This window comes from Dyadobacter sp. 676, assembly GCF_040448675.1.
Classification (GTDB): Bacteria; Bacteroidota; Bacteroidia; order Cytophagales; family Spirosomataceae; genus Dyadobacter.
Genome location: NZ_CP159289.1, coordinates 5637426 through 5658151, shown reverse-complemented (window position 1 = coordinate 5658151; position 20726 = coordinate 5637426). Strand labels below are relative to the sequence as shown.

Here is a 20726-nt window from a genome sequence, read left to right as displayed (position 1 = left end):
TATGAATCAGATTTGCAGTTTTTTTGATTTTTATACAAAAAAGAAAAGTTACCTGCCGCAAGTGTGCACGCTGTCTTGCCTGCTATGGCTAGCGGCATCGGTGAACGTTTACGCACAGCCTTCCCGACCCAAGGCGATCATCGAGGACAAGACTCATTACAGCGAGGTTTTCAAGGAAACCCGCAACCTGCGCCTCATTCTCCCGCCCGATTATTACCAACATCCAGAGAGGCGGTATCCGGTGATTTACTATTTCCATGGCAATGCAGGACGGTTCAATGGGCCGGCCGAGGGCGAAGTTTCCCGCTCGGGCGAGGCGCGGTATTACGACGAATTCAATGGCAACTACGAGCGCTGCGGGCCGGATTCGCTGGATAACTTCGCGACTTACGTCGCTAATAACGACGTGATTATCGCCAAATGGGACGGTTACGTGCCCGCGCAATACCCGCGCCCGTACGACATCGCACCGGTGAAGGAAGACAGGCAGTTTGTCGACTACTTCCCCGAATTCGTGAAATATGTGGACACGCATTACCGCACGAAAGCCTATCGCGAAGGGCGCGCGGTGTCGGGGTTGAGCATGGGGGGGGTTTATGTCGATGCTGGTGGCATCCAAATACCCGCATTTATTGTCGAGCGCTTCGTTTTTCTGTCCTTCGGCCTCGTTTACGGTCGGGCCGAAAGCTTTGCAGATTTACACGCCGTTCAAGGAAATGGGACGGAATTTTGTGGGATTGCCCATTCGGATGCATCTTGGCAGTAAGGACTTTTTACGTCAGCACGACCAGGAAATCGATCAGGCTTATAAAACGCTCGAACTGAACTATGAAAGCTGGCATTACGGGGTCGGCTATTTCCGGGGCTTTCACAATGCGGTCAATATCAAAGGGCAGTTTGATTTTCACATGCATTACTTCCGCATGCCGCTCGCCAGGCCGGAGAAATGGCACCACATCGACCTGTTCCCCAATTTTTCGGTCTGGAACTACGATGTGAGCAGCAACCGGACGATTCCCGGTTTCACCATCCTCGACGACGTGCGGCGCGAAGGATTCGGCCTGCACACCAGGCAGTGGCTGCCGGACGGTCCCGCCGTGCCTGACCTCGCCGTTAAAGTCACAACCGATAGCATTTACGCACCGAACACCCGTTTCGAGCTTATTCAACTGGATGTACCCACCCGCAAAATCACCCGGGCCACCGTGCGCAGCGATGCAAAAGGCCGCATTCAATGGCAGGGTACCGGCCTGCAAACCAACGTCGGCCTGTACCGCCCCGGCGACACGGGCCATATTACCATGGCTTCTTACACGCTCGACCACCCTATGCCCGGCGTTGGCGATATCGTTTCGCTCAGTCCGCTGCTGTTCAACAAAGGCGGCGCGGCGGTGGACTCGGTTCGCATGGAACTGATCGCGCAGGATGAAGATGTGGAAGTGATGGACACCGCTATCACCATCGGTAAACTCGCACAGGGTGCTTTGCACGAAAAAACGGGTTTCAAAATCCGCTCCCGGAATGCAAACCTGGACCGCGGCAAGCTGAAATTAATGCTGACTTACAACGGCAAAAGAGATCAATTTCTGCTGGAAGTGCCCTTTTATTCTCCCCAGGCAGCCCTTACACATTTTAAAATCGCGGACGGCAGCAACGTGAACCTGGAACTGGAAAAGCAGACGCGCGTAGGCGAAGGGAACGGCAACGGAATCGCCAATCCGGGGGAATGGATCAGCATTTTCACCAAGTCGGACCTGGATTCCCTGCATGATTTCGGCCTGCAACTTTATACGGAAGATCCCTACGTGAAAATGAGCAACCGGCACATGCTGTTTTTCGGCCGGAACGACTGGTCGGGCGCGCAGCGGCTCACTTCGCAGGTGCAGATCAGCCCGGATTGCCCGGACGGGCACGAAATCGCATTCTATGGAATATATGAATATCCTAAAAAAGGCAACACGCGCCGCGACAGCCACGGAGCGCATTCATTCATCCGCGAGACCAAACGGGTTTCATTGACCGTGAAAGTGAAGAAATAGCGATGGAAAACCAATCCAGCCGGATATCGGTCTATGTCAGCGACACCAACCAGGTATTGAGCAGGATTTTGCAGTTGTTCGGCAAAAGCCGGTTCGAAGTCACCTATATGCAGGTATTCGCCACAGAAGACGAACATTTAAAACGGATCGTCGTAGAGGCCTCATTTCCAAAAGAAATGACGGGCCTGATCCTTGCCCGTATGGAAAAAATCGTTGAAGTGCACCGCGCTTTCGTGCACGGGGACGAGGGTTCTGCACGACCGGCCGGCTGAACGGATGGCGCTCAGTTTGCAACAGCATTTCGCCAATTGTTATTACATTTACGCTCCGGCCACACGCGTCGGACGTTTTCGAATAAATACCCCGGGATCGACAAAGTAATTGAATAAACGGATTAATTCCATGAAAAAAACTGCACAGCGTCGTTCGCTTATACTGCAAAAACTGGATGAGTTGGGCGAAGTAAGTGTGAATGATTTGAGTGAAATGCTGGAAGTGAGCGAGGTGACGATCCGCAACGACCTGGACAAGCTGGAAAACAGCAACCTGCTCGTCAGAGCCCACGGCGGCGCTTTCAAAACCAATAACATCGCCCTGACGGTCACTGAGAAAAGGAAAATCAACCACGACACAAAGCGGCTGATCGGCAAAAAGGCCGCGTCGCTGATCAACGAAGGCGACAGTATCATCCTCGATTCGGGCACCACTACTTTCGAAATATCCAACAACCTCGAAAAGTTCAAAAGTCTGACCGTGATCAGCAATGCCCTCGATATAGTCAATAACCTGGCCCAATACAAGAATTTGCAGGTGTATATGCCAGGTGGATATCTCAAAGAATTTTCGATGTCGCTGGTTGGGCCAATGGCCGAACGCAACTTCCGGCAGCTGTATTGCAACAAGCTTTTCCTGGGTATTGACGGCGTAAAGGCGAATTCGGGCTTTTTTACCCATTACATGGAGGAAGCCCATCTCAACCAGATCATGATCGATATCGCCGAAGAAGTGATTATCGTCGCGGATTCATCCAAGTTCAAAAAATCCGGTTTGGCGTTTATTTGCGGGTTTGATAAGATTAACAAGGTGGTCACGGACGACAAGATCGAGGAAGCGGATTTGAAGATGCTGAAACAGCATAATATTGACGTGATTATTGCATAGCACAGCCGGGTCTAAAATAACATACCGATGAGCAAGTCTGACATTTCGGCAACTTCGTTAATACAGGATGTTGTTCAAATTTTACAGCTGGCCCGGCAGAAAGCTTACAGTGCTGTGAATAGTGAAATGGTGATAGCCTATTGGCAAATGGGAAGGAGAATAGTGCAGGAAGAACTGCGGGGAAAACAGAGGGCTGCCTATGGCGAGGCTATTTTGAAAACACTTTCCATCGCGCTCACTGCTGAGTTTGCTACACAGTGTGTAGCAAACTGTCGTGGAGCCACAACCGGCTAATTATGAGAGTGGAAAGCCGGGAAGCCGAGAGCCTATTATCTTAAAGAATCCGCTGATCAAATGTGGAGCGTGCGAACATTGGAGCGACATATCAATTCCTTTTATTATCAACGTTTGCTCTCTTCTCAAACCCATTCAGATGTTCCGATCGATAACCAAAAACCCGACAAAACACTAACAACGGGTTTCATTAAAGATCCATACGTTTTTGAATTCCTGAACATTCCCGAGCCGGTAGCTGGATTAGAACAGGATATTGAGAAAGCATTAATCGGAAACTTGCAACAATTCTTACTCGAACTGGGAAAAGGCTTTTCATTCGTCGGAAGGCAATTCAGGATCAGTACCGAAACAAGCCATTATTATATTGATCTCGTATTCTATAATTATCTTCTCAAATGCTTTGTTCTGTTTGATTTAAAAACAGGCAAGTTGACACACCAGGACACCGGACAAATGGATATGTACATTCGCATGTTCGACGACCTGAAAAAACAAGATGACGACAACCCTACCATAGGAATCATTCTTTGAAGGAAGGGATTATGCTTTTTGATTCGGGGAAACGCAAATTATCCGAGCCGAAGGACTGGAATCCCAAGGAAAGACAGAAAAAAGCAATTGACGCTTTTCTGTAATGGTTTAATAACGCAAATGACTTTCAGAAGTATGCAGAGTTGGCCATTCAAAATAACGACAATAATTTTGCCGTATTTAATCTTCACCAAGCCACAGAGACATATTACGCCACCACTCTACTCGTGTTCACTGATTACAAGCCCAAATTCACGACATAGAGAAATTGGGAAATCAGGTCGAAAAACTTCATCCTGCCTTTGCAGCAGTTTTCCCGAAAAGTACTTGGAATACCTGGGCGAGCGGGTTAAGTTATTGAGAGACTTGACGGAACGGATTTGCAAGGAACAGATTGCGGATATGGCAAAATCGGCATGAAGTGATTATTGCATAGGCATAGTTGATCCGCTGACTTCTTAAAATATGCATGTTTTCTTACGGTGCGCTGCACCTTTTTAAACCTTGACTCGACCGGCATTTGTCTACAAATCTTGCGGCGCTCTGCGCCTTGGCGGTATCTGGTATGGGCATGTTGACGGTGCAGCGTACCGGGATATTTGTAAATTATCATGATCCCGTATTCCGTCCGCAGCAGGTGCAGCGCACCGAAATATTGGTAGATGACATGATCCGACATCCCGCCCCTAGGTGCAGCGCACCGGAATACTTCTCGCGCCCCTTCGATCATACCTGGCCTGCTGTGCAACCATAACAGGCAATGCCGCTAAATTTCTCATCATGTAAACTTTTACAGAAACGCGGCTATTTGCAGGATTCTCTTGCGATGCAAATCGATCTTCGCAGAATTTTCTAACGGCAAGACAAACAAAGCTCCGGAGGTGCATTCTGTTTATAGCAAGAAAAAGTGGGGCGAATCCCTGCGGCCCAGGCGTGGCGCCCCCGAATCGGCAACGGATTAGAAGGCCCCGCCAGGGCCTGGTATCCTTGAGCCTAAATTCTGTTTAACTTCAAACAGGGAGCTAGTCTGCAGCTATTTTAAATACTAGCCAAAAACATCTCTTATATTGTTTCCATTCCAGAAACAAGTGATATTAGCCGGAGAAAGAAAATGATGCACAGCGCGTAGCAAATTGAATAAGCCGCTCCGCATTACACCGTTTACTTCTGTTAGCCTCCCGATTTCCTGTTTTTCAAAAACCCTAAAATCATTGACCCTAAAAGAATATTTTTCTAAATTGTTAGCTCATACGGTGAAGAATCGCTGTGCTAAATTGAATCTCCTAACCCCTCAATAATGAACCATTTTTACAACATCGTCAAAGTTTGTACTTTTCTTATACTCCCTGTTTATGGATACGGCCAAATAAATCAGGCAGAGATGTTGGTCCATCTTAAACAAGAAGTAGCTCGGATTGAGAGACGAATACAAAATGAGAGCGATACGTTAAAATCCCTTAGAACTCAAATTGAAATACTCGAAGATCAACATTTGACATTGAAATTTGGGAGTAGTGGCGATGATATGTCTTTACCGACTACACTTAAAATGGACGGCAAAATTAGAAAATCGAGCGACCCGATTTCCGACGTTATTAAATACGTAAACAAGAATGACACAGTAAGGCTAAAAGGCTACCAGGATAATTACTGGATCGTTTCAAGTGGAGGCTTTTACGGATACTTGTCAGAAATTTACGTACATGAATCACAGGACGTCTTATTTTTTAAGAACACGTTAATAAGGCGTGGTAAAGTGCAGGGAAGCAGTTCCCAGCAAGTCGAAGAAAGTAGCACTGGGCGCTCCAACAGTTACGAACCGAGCACGTACACAGGAACATATCGCAGCTCTGCGTCTAACTCAATAATTCATACTGGCCCCAAGGGGTGGAAGGTATTACATAAATTCAAATGGCAACAAAACCTATATTAAGAACCAATCTTCCGGATCGGGCTATGCCAAATATCGAAGATCAAGCACTTCATATAGGTCATATAGAAGACGTTGAGCAAATCTGATATTTAAAATCTTAACGCCAATCTCACCCCACACTCACTCCAATCAACTCAACCCCCAACGCCTCCTCAATCCTCACAATCGTCTCAATCGTGAAATTGCTATTACCTTTTACCCAGGAATTTACTGTTTGAGGAGTTACCTTCAACTTCTCGGCCAAATCCTTCTGGCTCATTCCGAGTTTTCGAAGCTGGGCGAGGATGTTCGTCGCGATAATCCTTGATTTTTCAAGCGCTTTCGGATTTTCGGCTTTGCGTGCCGCGCGTTCCTTCCACTTGCTGGGTTCGGCTGCTGTCACCGATTCCAATTTCCCTAATACGTCTTCTCTCGTTTGCATATCATTCAAAATCAATGTACCCCCAGTCTTCTACGGTTTCAATATTCAGTTCTTTCAAAAATCTTACAAGCGCATCCAGCTTTTTAAGTGCCCCCGCTCGTTCATCGTTTTTGTCAATTTGATGGCGCTGCCGGAAATTATGAAGAAATCGTAGTGCAGTCTGACAGCATAAATTCGGAGCCAGTATTTTGCGCCAGTTCCGTACGCTTTGCTTTTTTCGTTGACGATTTTAATTCGGGCGGTTTCGTCAAGGGCTTGAAAATATCCCCCAATCGTCTTTCCGACTCCTGACCATGTGCCACTCTCAGCAGTTGCCGTTCAAACTCATCCGCTTCCTGCATTGTAATTGAAACGGCCTGACTGACCGAGCAATATCCATAAAAATCTTTGACAAGATCCCGCTCGTGGGTGGTAAAAAATGCATCCAGATATTCTGCATCGTTCCAGTAACTGAATGCGCGGTCGAATTCGTTTTCTATATTTTCTTCGAACCGCGCGGTCCACAGCCTTTCAGGAACAATTCGTGTTAGCTCGACAATCTTCATGGATGCTTACTGCCGCACTTCGACGAACTAATAATGTGTGTACTGCTTATCGGTAGCTAGCCCCAAAGGTAAAAAATATTGTGCAAAAAATCAGATCATAACCTGATTCTCCCATACCCGACGAAATGGCCCCGAACCGCCCTGCCTCCCAAAGCCAATAAAATTTCACCAAAATCTACGTAACCTTTCTTTTTAAACATAAATTATTATTTTTTTCTTACGTAATATACTTTCGTTTTGATAATAACACTATATTTGTTTCGATACCTTTCGATTCAATCATTTCTAGACCGTTAACCTTCCATTCTTATGGGAAACAGAGTGTTTACTGAAAACTATAATTCCCTCCGCCGTGCGTGCGGAGTGCCTTTGCGAATGCTCTTCGCGATGTTATTGCTGTTTTTATGTTTTAGTACCGCGCAGGCGCAGACCGCCGGCCGGGGAAATCAAGTGACTGTGAATGGACAGGTTACCGAAAAAGCGACCGGGCAGCCGTTGGTAGGCGTTTCTATCCGGGTGAAGGGCGGCACCGACGGTGTAGCTTCGGATGCGAATGGCAACTATAAAATCCAGGTCCCGGCAAGCAGCACGCTTCTGTTTACGTATATAGGCTATGGTGATGTGGAGGAACCGGTAGGGAACCGTTCCACCATTTCGCCGCAGCTGGAAAGCAGCGACAAGGCGTTGAATGAAGTCGTGGTGGTAGGTTACGGCAGCCAGCAAAAACGCGAACTGACGGGCTCCATTGCGTCTGTAAGTTCACGGCAATTGCAGGACCGGGCGGTGGTTTCGTTCGGAGAAGCGCTGGCGGGCCAGATGGCGGGTGTGCAGGTACAGCAAACGTCGGCCGCGCCGGGCGGCGGCATTTCCCTGAAAATCAGGGGAACAGGCTCTATTACGGCCGGTACTCAGCCGTTGTATGTGGTTGATGGGGTACCGTTGGATAACTCGGTCAGCAATGCGTCGGCGCAGGGCGGCGATATCGGCGACCAGTCTCCGGTAAACCCGTTGGCCGCCATTAATCCCGGTGATATTCAATCGATTGACGTGCTCAAAGACGCGGCGGCCACGTCTATCTACGGTTCGCGCGGATCGAATGGCGTGGTTTTGATCACCACCAAAACAGGCGCGGCAGGCAAAGCGCAGATCACCATCAATGCGAGCTACGGTTTCCAGGAGATTGCAAAGAAGGTGGGAATTATGAGCAACCAGCAGTATGCGCAACGAAGCATCGACCAGCGGAATACCGATTGGGTGCGCGCAGGCGGAAAAGCGACCGATCCCAATTCGGTAAGAAGCGGACCGCAATACAAAATACCGGACGAATTCAAAAACGCGGCTTCCCTCCCATTCACCGACTGGCAGGACCTGCTTTACCGTCGTGCACCGATGCAGAATTACCAGATTTCGGCCTCCGGCGGAACTGAAAATGCCCGCTATTACCTGTCTGGCAACTACCAAAACCAGGAAGGTATCGTAATCAACTCCGGTTTTAAGAAATATGCATTCCGTTTGAATGTGGATGCGAAAGTGTCCGACCGGGTGAAAGTCGGCTTCCGCGTTGCACCGTCCTACACCAATAACCGCATCGCCACGACCGGCGGTATCCAGGATTATGGCGCAATAGCTACCACGGTGATGTCGGTGCCGGGCTTATATCCCGCACGCAAGCCTGATGGCACCTACGCAACATCCTACACGCTGCATTTCGACGATGGTACGACGCAGAACATCATTTACAACAATGCGCTGGCATTCGGGGAGGGTATCAAGAACACCATGAACCAGTTCAGCACGGTGGGTAGCATGTTCACTACTGTTGATATTTTGAAAAATCTTCAATTTAAAACCAGTATCAATGCCGACGTCAACACATTCAGCAACAACAAATTCTCGCCTTCTTTTATTAGTGTAAACCCGTCATTCGGCCGGTCTTACGCGGCTACCAACATCAGCTGGATCAACGAGAACACGCTGACTTACGACAATTCCTTTGCGGAGCGGCATCATGTGAATGTGCTGGCGGGTTTGACGGAACAGAAATCGTCCTTCAACTCCACGGCTGTCAATGCCAACGGCTTCCCGAACGACCTGGTACCTACACTGAATGCGGGTATCGTAACCGGCGGAAGCTCGCTCCGGTCACAATGGACATTGCTTTCGATTCTGGGCCGCGTGACTTATAATTTTGACGAGAAATACTTTCTGACGGCCACTTTCCGTCGTGACGGGTCGTCGCGCTTCGGTTCGGACAACAAATGGGGTAACTTCCCTTCCGCTTCGGCGGGCTGGCGGATCAGCCAGGAGGAGTTCATGAAAAATGTGGCCGCGGTGAGCGAGTTGAAGCTGCGGGCCAGCTATGGTCTGATCGGCAACAACCAGATTCCCGATTATGCTTCGGTAGGACTGATTTATGGCAGTAACTACATCCTGGGTTCCGGCGACGGTAATATCGCGAGCGGTTTGGCGCAAGGTTCGCTGGGTAATGCCAATCTGGGATGGGAGAAGGCCAAAGAACTGGACCTGGGCCTCGATCTCGGGCTTTTTCAAAACCGCGTTTTCCTGAATGTGGATTACTATAACAAGCTCACATCCGACCTGCTACTCAATGTGCCCGTGCCGCTTTCGACCGGCTATGAAACCGCATTGCGTAATTTGGGAAGTCTGCGTAACAAAGGACTCGAAATCGCATTGGAAACGCGGAATTTCAAGACTTCCAAGTTCACCTGGACCACCAATGCCAACATTTCCTTCAATACCAACAAAGTGGAATCGCTGGGTGCGGGCGGCACGCCGATCATCGTTGCCAACCGCGCGCAGGAAAACTCCTTGACGCACATTACACAGATCGGCCAACCGCTGGGAAGTTACTACGGCTATATTTTCGACGGCGTGTACAATACGCAGGATGAAGTGAACAACTCGGCACATTTGCCGAATACCTACGCCGGCGACGCCAAATTCAGGGACCTGAACGGCGACGGCCAGATCAACGATTCGGATAAGACCATTATCGGCAACAACCTCCCCAAATTCACTTACGGGATGACCAACAGCTTCACTTACGGAAACCTCGACTTCGGGTTCTCGCTGCAAGGTGTTCAGGATGTGGAAGTAATAAATCTTACCAAACGCAGCGCTTACCGCAACAACGGAACCATTTCCGTTAACTACTGGCGGTCGCCGGAAGAGCCGGGTGACGGCAAAACGTTCGGCGCGGGCAGCTCGGCCAACAACCGTACGATTTCATCCTACCTGGTTGACGACGCCTCTTTCCTGCGCATCCGAAACGTGACCATCGGCTATCGCCTCGGCAAAGTGCTCAATGGCACAATCCTCAGGAACTCAAGGATTTATATGAACATCCAGAATCTGCACACATTTACAAAGTACTCGGGCTATAACCCGGAAGTGAATACGACCGAAGGGGATCCATGGATTTCATCCGCGCTCACACCCGGCATCGACTATGGTACTTACCCCATGGCCCGGACCATTGTATTTGGTCTTAACCTCGGTTTCTGATCCCGTTAATTCCAGATCAACCTTTAACACTGACTGACATGATCTCAAAAAATATAAAAATCGCTGTCGCCCTGGTTGTCCTTGCATTTTCAGCAACCTCCTGCGAAGATTTCCTGGAATCCAAACCCATTTCCCAGATCGGCGAAACGGACTTTTTCAAAACCGAATCCGACTTCACCCAGGCCGTAGTGGGCGCATATTCCGCACTGGCGCAAGTATATTCGGGCAACGGGTACTATTCCCTGCTGGTGGACCTTCGTTCCGACAATACCAGCGAACTGGTCGCGGGAGCGTCGGGCAACGATGCCAAACGAAACATCGACGAGTTCAGGGAAACAACTGACAACGAACACCTTACCGCGTTCTGGCAAACGAGCTACGCCCTGATCGCCAGGACGAACAGCATTCTTGTACGCATCGACGGTTCTCCGGTAGGCGATGATTTGAAAAAACAATACACCGGCGAAGCATCGGCCATGCGCGCGCTCGCCTATTTTAATCTGGTGCGGCTTTACGGCGGTGTGCCCCTCGTTACCGAACCTGTGACGGACATCGATGCGAGTTACAGCGTCGGCCGGGCGTCGGTTCAGGAAGTGTACGCGCAGATCGAGGCCGATTTGACGAAGGCCGAGGGTTTGCTACCGGTAACTTATGATGACGCCAATACGGGAAGAATAACCAAAGGCGCTGCGCAAAGCCTGCTCGGACAGGTTTATCTGACCCAGAAAAAATACGCCGAGGCCGCTGCGGAATTCAGGAAAGTCGTTTCATCGGGCACTTACAAGCTCCTATCCGTGTATGCCGATTTGTACAAAGCCGGCCAGCAGGGTAATTCCGAGGCGGTTTTGCAGGTGCAATACAAAGGCGCGGCCAATGGCCTGGGCTCCAACCTTCCCAACCACTTTGCGCCTACCGGCTCGGAAGGGATCACGATCCCATCCGGCGGCGCTTACGGATTTAACCAACCGACCGATGACATTGCGAACGCCTATACCAAAGGCGATGTCCGCCGGAACAATATCGCCGACGGCTATACGCTCGGCGGTGCTTTTGTGGCTGCGAAGTATGTCCGCGGTTATGTGGAGCGTGAGACGGGCGGCGGTTACGCCGATTCGGGCGCAGACTGGTATGTTGTCCGTTATGCGGATGTTTTGCTAAACTATGCCGAAGCATTGAATGAAGTGAACAAAGGTCCGGTAGCCGATGCTTATGCGGCAATCAATCAGGTGCGTAAACGCGCTGGCCTTGCGGATCTGGCCGGTCTGACTTACGAAACCTTTAAGAACGCAGTATATGACGAAGAACGGCTCGAATCGCCATTCGAAGGGCATCGCTGGTTCGACCTGCTGCGCACCGACCGCGCGCTGACGGTGATGAACTCCAAAGTATCCGGCCCCGGCAAAAGCACGGTGGGCATTTCGACGCCGATCAAACCTTACCAGCTCCTGTACCCGATCCCGACGCTGGTGGTGACGACCAGCAGCCCGGCGATTGTGCAAAACGAAGGTTATTAATTGCGGGTAACCGCGGATTGTTTTTTAATTTACCCGAACCCTTAAAAATTTCCCCTTGAAGACGATTGCCATTTGCCGGAAGTTCTTCCTGTTCATTTACTGCTGCATAATCCTGCACGGCCACACCTTTGCACAGATTGCGGCGTCGGCTAAATTATCCGCCGGAAACGGCCGGCCAGGTTCCGGCTTGCTGCCGCTTCCGCAGCGAATGGCGCTGACGGACCAGCGATTTGCATTAGGTAAGAGCTGGAAAATTGTGGCAGATGCTTCGCTTGTCGGAACGCAGGCGATGGCTGGTTTGCAGCAGGGGTTGAAGGAAGCCGGTTTGCCGCTAAGTGTCGCCGGAAATAAAGCGGCAGCGGGAAAGGCACCTGCCATTCAACTGATCGTCAGAAAAGGCGCTGTCGAAATCGGTGCGAGCGTGGATACCAACCGGGCCGCGCTCGCCCGGCAGGCTTACAGGCTGAGCCTGAAGCCAACTTTGATCACCATTACGGCCAATGCGGAGCAAGGTTTGTACTACGGCATCCAGACATTTTTGCAGTTGCTCCGCGAAAGTTCGCAGCTGCCGCAAGGTGAAATTACCGATTGGCCGAATGTGGAAGTCAGGATGATTTACTGGGACGATGCGCACCATCTGGAAAAGCTGAACGCATTGAAACGGATCATCAAACAGGCTTCCACTTACAAGATCAATGCATTCTCGATCAAGCTCGAAGGACATTTCGAATACAAATCCGCCCCGGCCATTGTGGAGCCGTACGCATTGACGGCCCGGGAATACCAGGAGCTGACCGACTATGCGAAAGCACATTACATCGATCTCGTACCCTTCCTGGATGCACCGGCGCACGTTTCGTTTATTCTGAAACACCCCGAATACCGCAAACTGCGGCTGATCGACGACATTAATTACCAGTTTTCGGTCACCAATCCCGGCACCTTCGAATTGCTCGACGCGATGTTCTCCGAGCTCATCGATGCGAGCAAAGGGAGCAAATACATTCTCCTTTCCAACGACGAGGCCTATTACACCGGCAAGGCGCCTTCCGAAAAACCTATGGCCGACAGCCTCGGCGGAAATGGCAGGTTACTGGCCTGGTTTATCAAAAAACTGGCCGACCGCCTGCATGAGCAGGGCCGCACGGTGCTCTTTTGGGGAGAATTTCCATTGCGGCGGGAGGATATTACCGCATTGCCCACGCATTTGGTGAATGGGGTTTATAATAAAGAAATAGCTGCCGACTATAAAAAACACGGTATCCGGCAGTTTGTGTACACCGCTACACAGGGTGCGGAACCTATTTTTCCCAACTATTACCCCCTGCACACGAAAACCGCGGTCATGGCCGACGGCAGTGACCGCTCGTCGGGGCGCGTAGCAGACATGTTCAGGGAGATAGGAACGGCATTCTCCGGCAACCTATCCTCGTTTATGGGGGTCGTAATCGCCGGCTGGGCGGATGCGGGATTGCATCCCGAAACCTTCTGGCTTGGCTATGCCACTGGCACGGCGGCAGGCTGGAACAATCGGAATCTGACTCCGGCCGACGCCTCTGCCCGGTTTATGACGTCGTTTTACGGACCTGCGCAAAAGGACATGGATAGCGTTTACCGCGTCCTCAGCGAGCAGGCCGAGTTCCACACCGACAGCTGGAACTGGATTCCCTCGCCCTGGCGGACGCCCATCAAAGGAAACTCGGACAGTCTTTTCGTTCAACCCGAAAAAGACCAGACGTTACCCCTATTGCCCGTGCCGGAATCCGGTACGCTTGCGATCGCGGGCAAACCTTATCCGGTCAGTGCTGAACGTTTTGCCACAGCAAAAGCAATGCTCCCCCGCAATGCATATGCCATTCGACTTCTCCAAAAGAATAAATCGCTTTCTAAAAAGCAGCTTTACAACCTGGAAGTGCTGGAATCCGTGGCGGCCATCTGCGGACAAAATCTGCGTATGCTGATCACACTGAACCGGGTCGCGGATTTGCTGCAAAATGCATCGGCAGCGGCAGCCCATCCAAAAATGGCCATAAAACACATCGATGCGGCAATGGACATGATCGGCAAGCTGAAAAAGCAACGCGACAGTACCTTTGCATTCGTCGAAAGTATTTGGTTCAAAGAATGGCAGCCGCTGGTTGAAAAAGCCAATGGACGGACATTTTTACAAGAGGTAGACGATATCAAAGACCATCAACCCGTACGCACCATCGACCTGAGCTATCTTATTTACAGAGAGTTGCATTATCCGCTTGACCGGTGGTGGAACGATGTAAAAAAAGTACGGAATGATTTTGCAGAACAGCACAAGTTGCCCTCAACCAGAAAACAACTTGGCTGGCAGCAATACAGGTAGCGCGCCGCTGCATTGTTACCGTTTTTTATGCGGTTACCGGGCAGATTGGAAGGCATATTATGCCCAGTTTTCGATAGGAAAATCAAGCTCGATACCATCGCCCTCAGGCAATGTTTCCCATTTCCGTATCAGTTCGCGGTACTGACCGGCTAAGTTAATGACGTCGTCATTGTCAATAGCAATCCGGTAATCGATGGCATACCGGTCCAGTTCCTCGGATACCATTGCAATAAATTCATCGGCGCTGCCGGAACCGGAGCCAACCGCCTGCAAAGCCCTGGTCATTATTTCGGAAACAGCTGATTCAACCAAATGGGCCGCATTCGCAGGCAATCCTTTTCTTAAACCCGAACTCGGCAATAAATTCATGCTTTCATAGAATTACCGGAAGCGGTTCAATCTGTCGTTCCTCTATAATACACCCGCAATATGCAGGGTGAGGTGATCGAGCAGTCGGGAAATATCTTTATGAATGTAATCGCTATACGGTTTCATAGTAACAGTCTTTCAACTATACAGTGAGACGAAACCGTTGTTTTGTAGCATGAAAAATTGAAAAAGTTTTCTTAAAAGAAGAATAGGAAGGAAAGCGTTGACCGCAAATCGTTGCCGTTGAGCGTATTGCGGAGGATTTTCAGGCTATGATAAATTTGCGAACGCGCGGTCTGATAGTTGATATTGAGCAGCTCACAGATCTGATCGTAAGTCAGATCATTAAAATACCGGAGATAAATGATTTCGCGCTGACGGGGCGATAAGGCATTCATCGCCGCCCTGATCTGCTGCTCGCGTTCCGCTTCTATATCCAAGTCAATGAGGTTTTGTTCAGTGGATGGCTCCACGTTGAAAACCGGCCGATCGATGTTATCCCGGTCGTCGTCCCAGCCGGAAATGAACGAATGCTCTTTTCTGTACTGCGCTTTGAGCTTATTGCGAAGTGCTTTCAGCAAATAAAAGCGCATCGAAATGGGCTGAGTAATACCCTGGCGATACAGCCACAGTTCGGCAAACACATCCTGGACGCAATCTTCCACAGTTGACATCGAACCGCAAAGACGGAGTCCGTAATTGAGCAGGTGCCGGATATGGATCTGGTGGAGTTCTTGAAATGCCTGCCCATCGCCTGCCTGTATTCTACGCCAAAGGTGAAGTTCGTCTTGCGGTAATAAGTTCATCGAACAATTATTTCTTGCAAATATGCAAAATGCCGGCTAATTAAAAGCCATGTTTGGTGTATGCGATTTGCTGACTCGGCGATCAAGCTTGAATCCAGCGGCAAGGCATCTCATCGGAATTTTTCAATATGGACAGATATGAGATTCAACCGGAATTATCGACTACACATTCGGCGGTTCCGGCTACCTTTTGCGCCTGCTGTTTCCCGAATTTTGTATTGTACAACCATTCATACGATATGATCCATGGAATCGAAAAAAGGTAGTCGCCATCACCGGCGCCAGTAGCGGCATAGGTGAAGCAACAGCGGAATTGTTGGCAGCAAAAGGAGCGAAAGTGGTACTGGGTGCCCGAAGAACAGATGCCCTGGCAAGTTTAACGGATCGTATTCAAAAAGCAGGCGGCCAGGCCGCATATCAGCAAACGGATGTTACCAGACAGACCGACGCGGCCTCGCTTGTGCAATTGGCATTGAGTGCATTTGGCAGGCTGGATGTGATCATCAATAATGCGGGCGTTAGCCAGCTGCAATTATTGGAAGATGTGGACGTGGAAGGCTGGGAACAGATGATCGACGTGAACCTGAAAGGCACGCTGTATGGCATCGCCGCGGCACTGCCGGTGTTCAAAATGCAGGGTTACGGACATATTATCAATATCATTTCGACCGCCGGCATCAGCATCGTACCCACAATGGGCGTATATGCCGCCACCAAAAATGCAGTACGCACGATTAGCGAAGCGCTGCGGCAGGAATCAAAAGGACGCTGGCGTGTGACCGGAATTTCGCCCGGATTTGTAGATACGCCTTTTACAGGAAAAATCAGGAATGAAGGTATTCGCAGTGTCCTGACGCAGCGGGCGAACGAAATTGCAATCCCTGCAAGCGCCATTGCAGAGGCCGTTGTGTACGCGATCAGCCAGCCTGATCAGGTGGACATTGGCGACATAGTGATCCGCCCGGCCATCCAGGATTGAGGCCTGATGTTTTAAATTAGTAATTGAAAAGAAGCACTGTCCGCATATGCATAGGCAACCTGTGGTTTTCAAAAATATCTCAGAATTAATGGAGCGGGTCGGCCTGCCGTCGCCGCTTCATCCGCTGATCACATTGGTCAATTACGACAAAAATAAACCTGCGGTGGATGATGCGGGCAGCCAATATTTATTGCATTTCTATAAAATCGCGTTCAAACTGCGGTTCTCCGGTAAAGCGAAATACGGGCCGGGTGCTTATGATTTTCGCGATGGCGGGCTTGCTTTCGTGGGGCCGAATCAGCTAGTGGAGCTCTCCGATGATTTGGACGAACACGAAGGCTATGCATTGTACTTCCACCCCGACCTCTTTTACAAACATCCGCTTGCATCGCGCATTCACCGCTACGGATTTTTCTCCTATTCGGTAACCGAAGCACTGTTTCTTTCCGAAAAAGAAAAGCATGTGATCAAGGCTGTGTTTGAGTCGATTGCCGCAGAGCTGGGAACGCAGACCGATCATTTCAGCCACGACGTACTCGTTTCTCAAATAGAACTGCTGTTGCATCATTGTAACCGCTTTTATCACCGCCAATTCCTGACCCGCAACATGGTCCATCACGACCTGATCGACCGGATGAATGCGTTTTTAAATGAGCGCTTTGAGAAGAAAGAGGCACTCGTAAGTGGCTTGCCGACGACTCAGGAAATAGCCGGGCACCTGAACATCTCCCAGCGGTATCTGTCGGACATGCTCAAATCCCTCACCGGCCAGACTACCCAGCAGCACATTCATTTGAAGATGATCCAAAGAGCCAAGGAAATGTTAGGCAGCGATATGTTGACCACAGCCGACGTCGCTTATGCATTGGGTTTCGAACATCCGCAGTCTTTCAATAAATTGTTCAAACAGAAAACCGGTCTTTCGCCTGCGGCTTTTCGTAAGCTGCTGTATTCGAACTAACGCACATCAACTGGCAAACTATGAATGAAGGGGATCAAAAGCTTGTCAGCTCAGCATACATCAGCTAAAAGAATGTCTGAAATCCAAGGGACTTTGTTTGGTCTTTAATTTAAACAGCTTGCTGAACGATTGTGGATGTTCGAACCCGAGCGCATAGGCAATCTCACTAACCGAGAGAATGGATTCCGGCGGCTATCACAAGCTACGGACTTCGATTGTTTGCTGGCTAGGGCCGGTACTTAATGCCAATTCCGTAAATCAGATTTGTACCCAGGCCATGATAGGGATATTCCGTAAACATTTCAGATACCTTTTTCTCACCATAAGCATAGCGACGGAGCGCGGTAAAACCTAGTTTTGGAATAATCTGAAAATTACCGGCACGGAACGTGGGCGAAAGTGTGAACGGCAGTTGCCAAAAGCTCATCAGCCTGTTCTTTCGCTCACTGTTGGTAGCGACATCATAAGATAGTACTTCCGGTTGAAATGCGAACGAGATATTCCACCGGTAATTGGGAATATAACTAATGCCGACATAATGCGCGATTCCGGCTGACTTGTCAGGCGTCCGGATGTTCAGTTTGAATTTGCCGCCCATCTTCCAATCGACCGTTAAAGCAGGCCAGGGCATAAACGCGCCCAAATTGTTGTGAACAATTGCGCCAAATCCCAAACTGAAGTTGGGGGTGAATCCCCGGATGAATACAGCACCCCCTGCCAGAAATGCGTCATTCTTATCAACTTGTTCAAAGTCGGAATTGACAGCCGTGTTCAGGAACACATTGTAGGCCCATTTCCAGTTAATCGTAGAGTAGTAGTACAGGCCAACATTGACGGCATACAGCTCGGAAGGTAATATCAGCGCATTGTATCCATCCCGGGAAAAGCCAGTGTAACGCGCATGGACATTCGATCCGAGCGACCGTATTTTTCCCGTAGCAGAATCAATCCTGGTGTGGATATTGATCAACGCCGACACATTGATTTCAGACTGGATGGCCTTCCCCGGCCTGGAAACACTGTCTGCGGGGGATAAATATCCGGAGGCCGGATGATACTTTGCCGAAACCTCGATCTCGGAAACCTGGGCATAACCGGCCAGCGCGCGAAACATGATCAGTATCAAAACTAACAATGATAATTTACTTGCTTTCATCTTTTGTTTTTGATTGCAAATAAATCCTGGCAGCCAGACTCCCTGTTTCAAATGCGGTAGTATTGTTTTCGAAAAATGAAAATGCGCTTATCGCAATTGACTTGGGGAAATGCCATAGCGATTTTTGAATGCGTCACTGAAATGGCTGATTGAGGCAAATCCGGTTTGATAGGCTATTTCGGTCAAAGACCGGTCCCTTTTGGTAATTTCCCGATAGGCTGTCCTGAGCCGCTCTTCCCGCAAATAGTTGAATAACGACTGGCCGAACAAGGCCTTGAATCCCGTCTTCAATTTGTAAACATTCATTCCAACCTCCAGCGAAATGGATTCCATTGAGGGCGTAAAAGAGATGTCCGACAAAATATATTCTCTCGCCAGATTCAACCGTTTGACATCGCTTTCATTGAATTTGGAAAGGACTGCGCGCTGGGAGGTATCTTCGATCTGCGCAATTTGCAGGGAAAGCAATTCCAGTATTTTCGCTTCGGTGTACAAACGAAGCGAGGCTGCATTGTAGGCCGATGAATCAAAAGAGTTCAACAGCCTGAGCATGGGCGAGGTTATTTGTAAGTTATGGCTGGTTACGAATGAGTGCTGGTTTCGTGTGTAAACGTCATCAGCCATCCGGTCAATGGCGGGGCTCCCACCTTCTGCCAGTTTGAAAAAATAGGCTGGTAAGAGGTGGATAATGGTCAGGCGTACTTTTTGCCCGGCTGCAAACAATGTCTCTTCTGTTTGTTGGGAATGGCAGACCAGGTTGTGTTGCAGCGTCGTGATTTCCCTGAAAGCTTGCTCGGGTTGTCTCACTTGTACTTTGCCCTTTTCAAGAAAAAGCAGTCCTACCATTAGCGGAGCGTCGTAGGTTTTAAGGCTTATCGACTCCTTCACATCTACGTCGTGCATCGCGACGTGGGTTTGTCCGGCCGTTATTTCGGTAGTCTCGCTCTTCCAGTATCGTTCGACGGTAGAATAAGAATTCTTAATATATGGCGAAAGTCCTTCTTGTCTGTTGTTCTCTATGTTAGCGGCTATTACCTCGCCATGGCTATCTTTTATTTCGACCTTCATAAAACTCTGAGGAATTCAGCCCAAATCCGATAGAATTCCGGCTTGACGGTTCAGCATTTTACATCAGACAACCCAGCCAGCGCTTTCACTAGTGTGAATGAGCTTTTTTTTAGGAAGTTCAAAGTAATCAGGGACACCTTCGGTTGACCAGCCGAAAAACCATTGCCGGTCACCACTTACTTCGCAGCTCCGGAAGCCAGTGATCCAGCAGGTCGCGGCAGTTGATTACTTTCTAACAGGGCCCGTATATGTTCGGGTTTGCAACAAATAACCGGAAGCGTTTGCTGATGTTATCGTCTCAACCGGTGTCCCGGTTGCGGATGCTCCCTGATAAATTTTGATAACCGCGGCGGCGGCTGTCATGTCCAGAAATCGAACCGAAGCACTACTTTGCCGGTTGTGCCGTCGGACAGTTCCGGATTAATTGTAGCGAAGGGGGTAAACGGCATTCATAGACTTGGAGAGTATCAGCTTGCCTGATGTTGCTTTTCCACTCAGCATCGTGAGCCCGCCTGCATGCTTATCTTATGCAGTTTTTAGCCTTATGTGCCTGAAAACAGGCAGCGGTCAGATACACCAGTTCTGCTATCAATTGTGTTCGAATTGCAGGCTGTCGTTTTTACATTCAAAATGGCATCAGCTTATACAAATTCAATTATTCGATGGAATGTGCGGAGCGGGGGGCCTTTTCATGTCGTCTCTTTCGTTTTAACCGTGTCTACATTCTGACGGTTTCCATATGCTGGTGCTCAAATGTTAAGTTTACAGAGCGGCCATTTTTGGGAGCGGTCCGGTGCGGGATATTCCTTTGTACGGTGAATAATTGTCCCGGCGAAAGCTCTATGGTTTCACTTTCCAGTTCAATCAATAAAATGCCTTCAAGCGTCAGAAAAACCTCGTCGGAATTAGGATGAAAGTGCCAATAAAACGGTTCAGTCATTACGCTCAGGCGAACCACATGATCATTCACCGTATTTAGCAGCGTATTAAAATATCCATTTTGATGTTCGCTTGCCATCTGGATAGCATCCGTGATATGACTAAAGTGCTCCATGCTAAACTAAC

The 20726-nt window shown here is 49.4% G+C and carries 19 protein-coding genes and 1 pseudogene; 12 read left to right on the top strand and 8 right to left on the bottom strand.

Annotated elements, in window-relative coordinates:
- Position 1: 1 nt before the first annotated feature.
- From ABV298_RS25070 to ABV298_RS25040, 7 genes are all read left to right on the top strand, one after another.
- Positions 2 to 766 (top strand): hypothetical protein, encoded by a 765-nt coding sequence (locus tag ABV298_RS25070; RefSeq protein ID WP_353718870.1) that lies wholly within the window; start codon positions 2 to 4, stop codon positions 764 to 766.
- On the top strand, positions 717 to 2039 hold the full coding sequence (locus tag ABV298_RS25065) for a hypothetical protein (RefSeq protein ID WP_353718869.1): 1323 nt from the start codon (positions 717 to 719) through the stop codon (positions 2037 to 2039). Before ABV298_RS25070 ends, ABV298_RS25065 begins: the two co-directional genes overlap by 50 nt.
- A gap of 2 nt (positions 2040 to 2041) precedes the next feature.
- The gene (locus ABV298_RS25060; protein ID WP_353718868.1) at positions 2042 to 2311 is read left to right on the top strand and encodes an ACT domain-containing protein; all 270 of its coding nucleotides are present in this window, start codon (positions 2042 to 2044) and stop codon (positions 2309 to 2311) included.
- A gap of 130 nt (positions 2312 to 2441) precedes the next feature.
- A complete protein-coding gene (gene agaR, locus ABV298_RS25055; RefSeq protein WP_353718867.1) occupies positions 2442 to 3200 on the top strand; it encodes a transcriptional repressor AgaR in 759 nt (252 codons plus the stop codon).
- Between the two features lie 27 nt (positions 3201 to 3227).
- Complete coding sequence (locus ABV298_RS25050; protein WP_353718866.1) at positions 3228 to 3494, top strand: DUF1016 N-terminal domain-containing protein; 267 nt, start codon at positions 3228 to 3230, stop codon at positions 3492 to 3494.
- Positions 3495 to 3554: 60 nt separating this feature from the next.
- A complete protein-coding gene (locus ABV298_RS25045) occupies positions 3555 to 4028 on the top strand; it encodes a PDDEXK nuclease domain-containing protein (protein WP_353718865.1) in 474 nt (157 codons plus the stop codon).
- Between the two features lie 143 nt (positions 4029 to 4171).
- Positions 4172 to 4291 (top strand): hypothetical protein, encoded by a 120-nt coding sequence (locus tag ABV298_RS25040; protein WP_353718864.1) that lies wholly within the window; start codon positions 4172 to 4174, stop codon positions 4289 to 4291.
- A gap of 1779 nt (positions 4292 to 6070) precedes the next feature.
- Here ABV298_RS25040 and ABV298_RS25035 read toward each other — a convergent pair.
- Together ABV298_RS25035 and ABV298_RS25030 are read right to left on the bottom strand one after the other, a co-directional pair.
- Complete coding sequence (locus ABV298_RS25035; RefSeq protein WP_353718863.1) at positions 6071 to 6382, bottom strand: helix-turn-helix transcriptional regulator; 312 nt, start codon at positions 6380 to 6382, stop codon at positions 6071 to 6073.
- A gap of 137 nt (positions 6383 to 6519) precedes the next feature.
- Positions 6520 to 6927, bottom strand: a complete 408-nt coding sequence (locus ABV298_RS25030; RefSeq protein ID WP_353718862.1) for a hypothetical protein — start codon at positions 6925 to 6927, stop codon at positions 6520 to 6522.
- A gap of 309 nt (positions 6928 to 7236) precedes the next feature.
- Between ABV298_RS25030 and ABV298_RS25025 the strand changes: the two genes are divergently transcribed.
- From ABV298_RS25025 to ABV298_RS25015, 3 genes are read left to right on the top strand one after another with little or no spacing between them, the layout of a single operon-like run.
- Positions 7237 to 10452 (top strand): TonB-dependent receptor, encoded by a 3216-nt coding sequence (locus ABV298_RS25025; RefSeq protein ID WP_353718861.1) that lies wholly within the window; start codon positions 7237 to 7239, stop codon positions 10450 to 10452.
- Positions 10453 to 10490: 38 nt separating this feature from the next.
- On the top strand, positions 10491 to 11966 hold the full coding sequence (locus tag ABV298_RS25020) for a RagB/SusD family nutrient uptake outer membrane protein (protein ID WP_353718860.1): 1476 nt from the start codon (positions 10491 to 10493) through the stop codon (positions 11964 to 11966).
- A gap of 55 nt (positions 11967 to 12021) precedes the next feature.
- Positions 12022 to 14322, top strand: coding sequence for a glycoside hydrolase family 20 zincin-like fold domain-containing protein (locus ABV298_RS25015; protein ID WP_353718859.1), 2301 nt, complete (start codon positions 12022 to 12024; stop codon positions 14320 to 14322).
- 57 nt (positions 14323 to 14379) lie between these two features.
- Here the strand turns inward: ABV298_RS25015 and ABV298_RS25010 are convergent, their stop codons facing one another.
- A complete protein-coding gene (locus tag ABV298_RS25010) occupies positions 14380 to 14607 on the bottom strand; it encodes a hypothetical protein (protein ID WP_353718858.1) in 228 nt (75 codons plus the stop codon).
- Positions 14608 to 14888: 281 nt separating this feature from the next.
- Positions 14889 to 15497, bottom strand: a complete 609-nt coding sequence (locus tag ABV298_RS25005; RefSeq protein ID WP_353718857.1) for a sigma-70 family RNA polymerase sigma factor — start codon at positions 15495 to 15497, stop codon at positions 14889 to 14891.
- Between the two features lie 199 nt (positions 15498 to 15696).
- Here ABV298_RS25005 and ABV298_RS25000 point away from each other — a divergent pair, with 199 nt between their 5' ends.
- A complete protein-coding gene (locus tag ABV298_RS25000; RefSeq protein ID WP_353723252.1) occupies positions 15697 to 16476 on the top strand; it encodes an SDR family oxidoreductase in 780 nt (259 codons plus the stop codon).
- A 46-nt stretch (positions 16477 to 16522) separates the two neighbouring features.
- Positions 16523 to 17437 (top strand): helix-turn-helix domain-containing protein, encoded by a 915-nt coding sequence (locus ABV298_RS24995; RefSeq protein WP_353718856.1) that lies wholly within the window; start codon positions 16523 to 16525, stop codon positions 17435 to 17437.
- A 60-nt stretch (positions 17438 to 17497) separates the two neighbouring features.
- Here the strand turns inward: ABV298_RS24995 and ABV298_RS24990 are convergent.
- The 4 genes and pseudogenes from ABV298_RS24990 to ABV298_RS24975 form a co-directional block, all read right to left on the bottom strand.
- Positions 17498 to 17614, bottom strand: a pseudogene (locus ABV298_RS24990) (helix-turn-helix domain-containing protein); the annotation flags it as partial.
- A gap of 49 nt (positions 17615 to 17663) precedes the next feature.
- Positions 17664 to 18563, bottom strand: coding sequence for a DUF6268 family outer membrane beta-barrel protein (locus ABV298_RS24985; protein ID WP_353718855.1), 900 nt, complete (start codon positions 18561 to 18563; stop codon positions 17664 to 17666).
- 117 nt (positions 18564 to 18680) lie between these two features.
- A complete protein-coding gene (locus ABV298_RS24980) occupies positions 18681 to 19661 on the bottom strand; it encodes an AraC family transcriptional regulator (RefSeq protein WP_353718854.1) in 981 nt (326 codons plus the stop codon).
- Positions 19662 to 20379: 718 nt separating this feature from the next.
- Complete coding sequence (locus ABV298_RS24975) at positions 20380 to 20715, bottom strand: cupin domain-containing protein (RefSeq protein ID WP_353718853.1); 336 nt, start codon at positions 20713 to 20715, stop codon at positions 20380 to 20382.
- Positions 20716 to 20726: the final 11 nt, after the last annotated feature.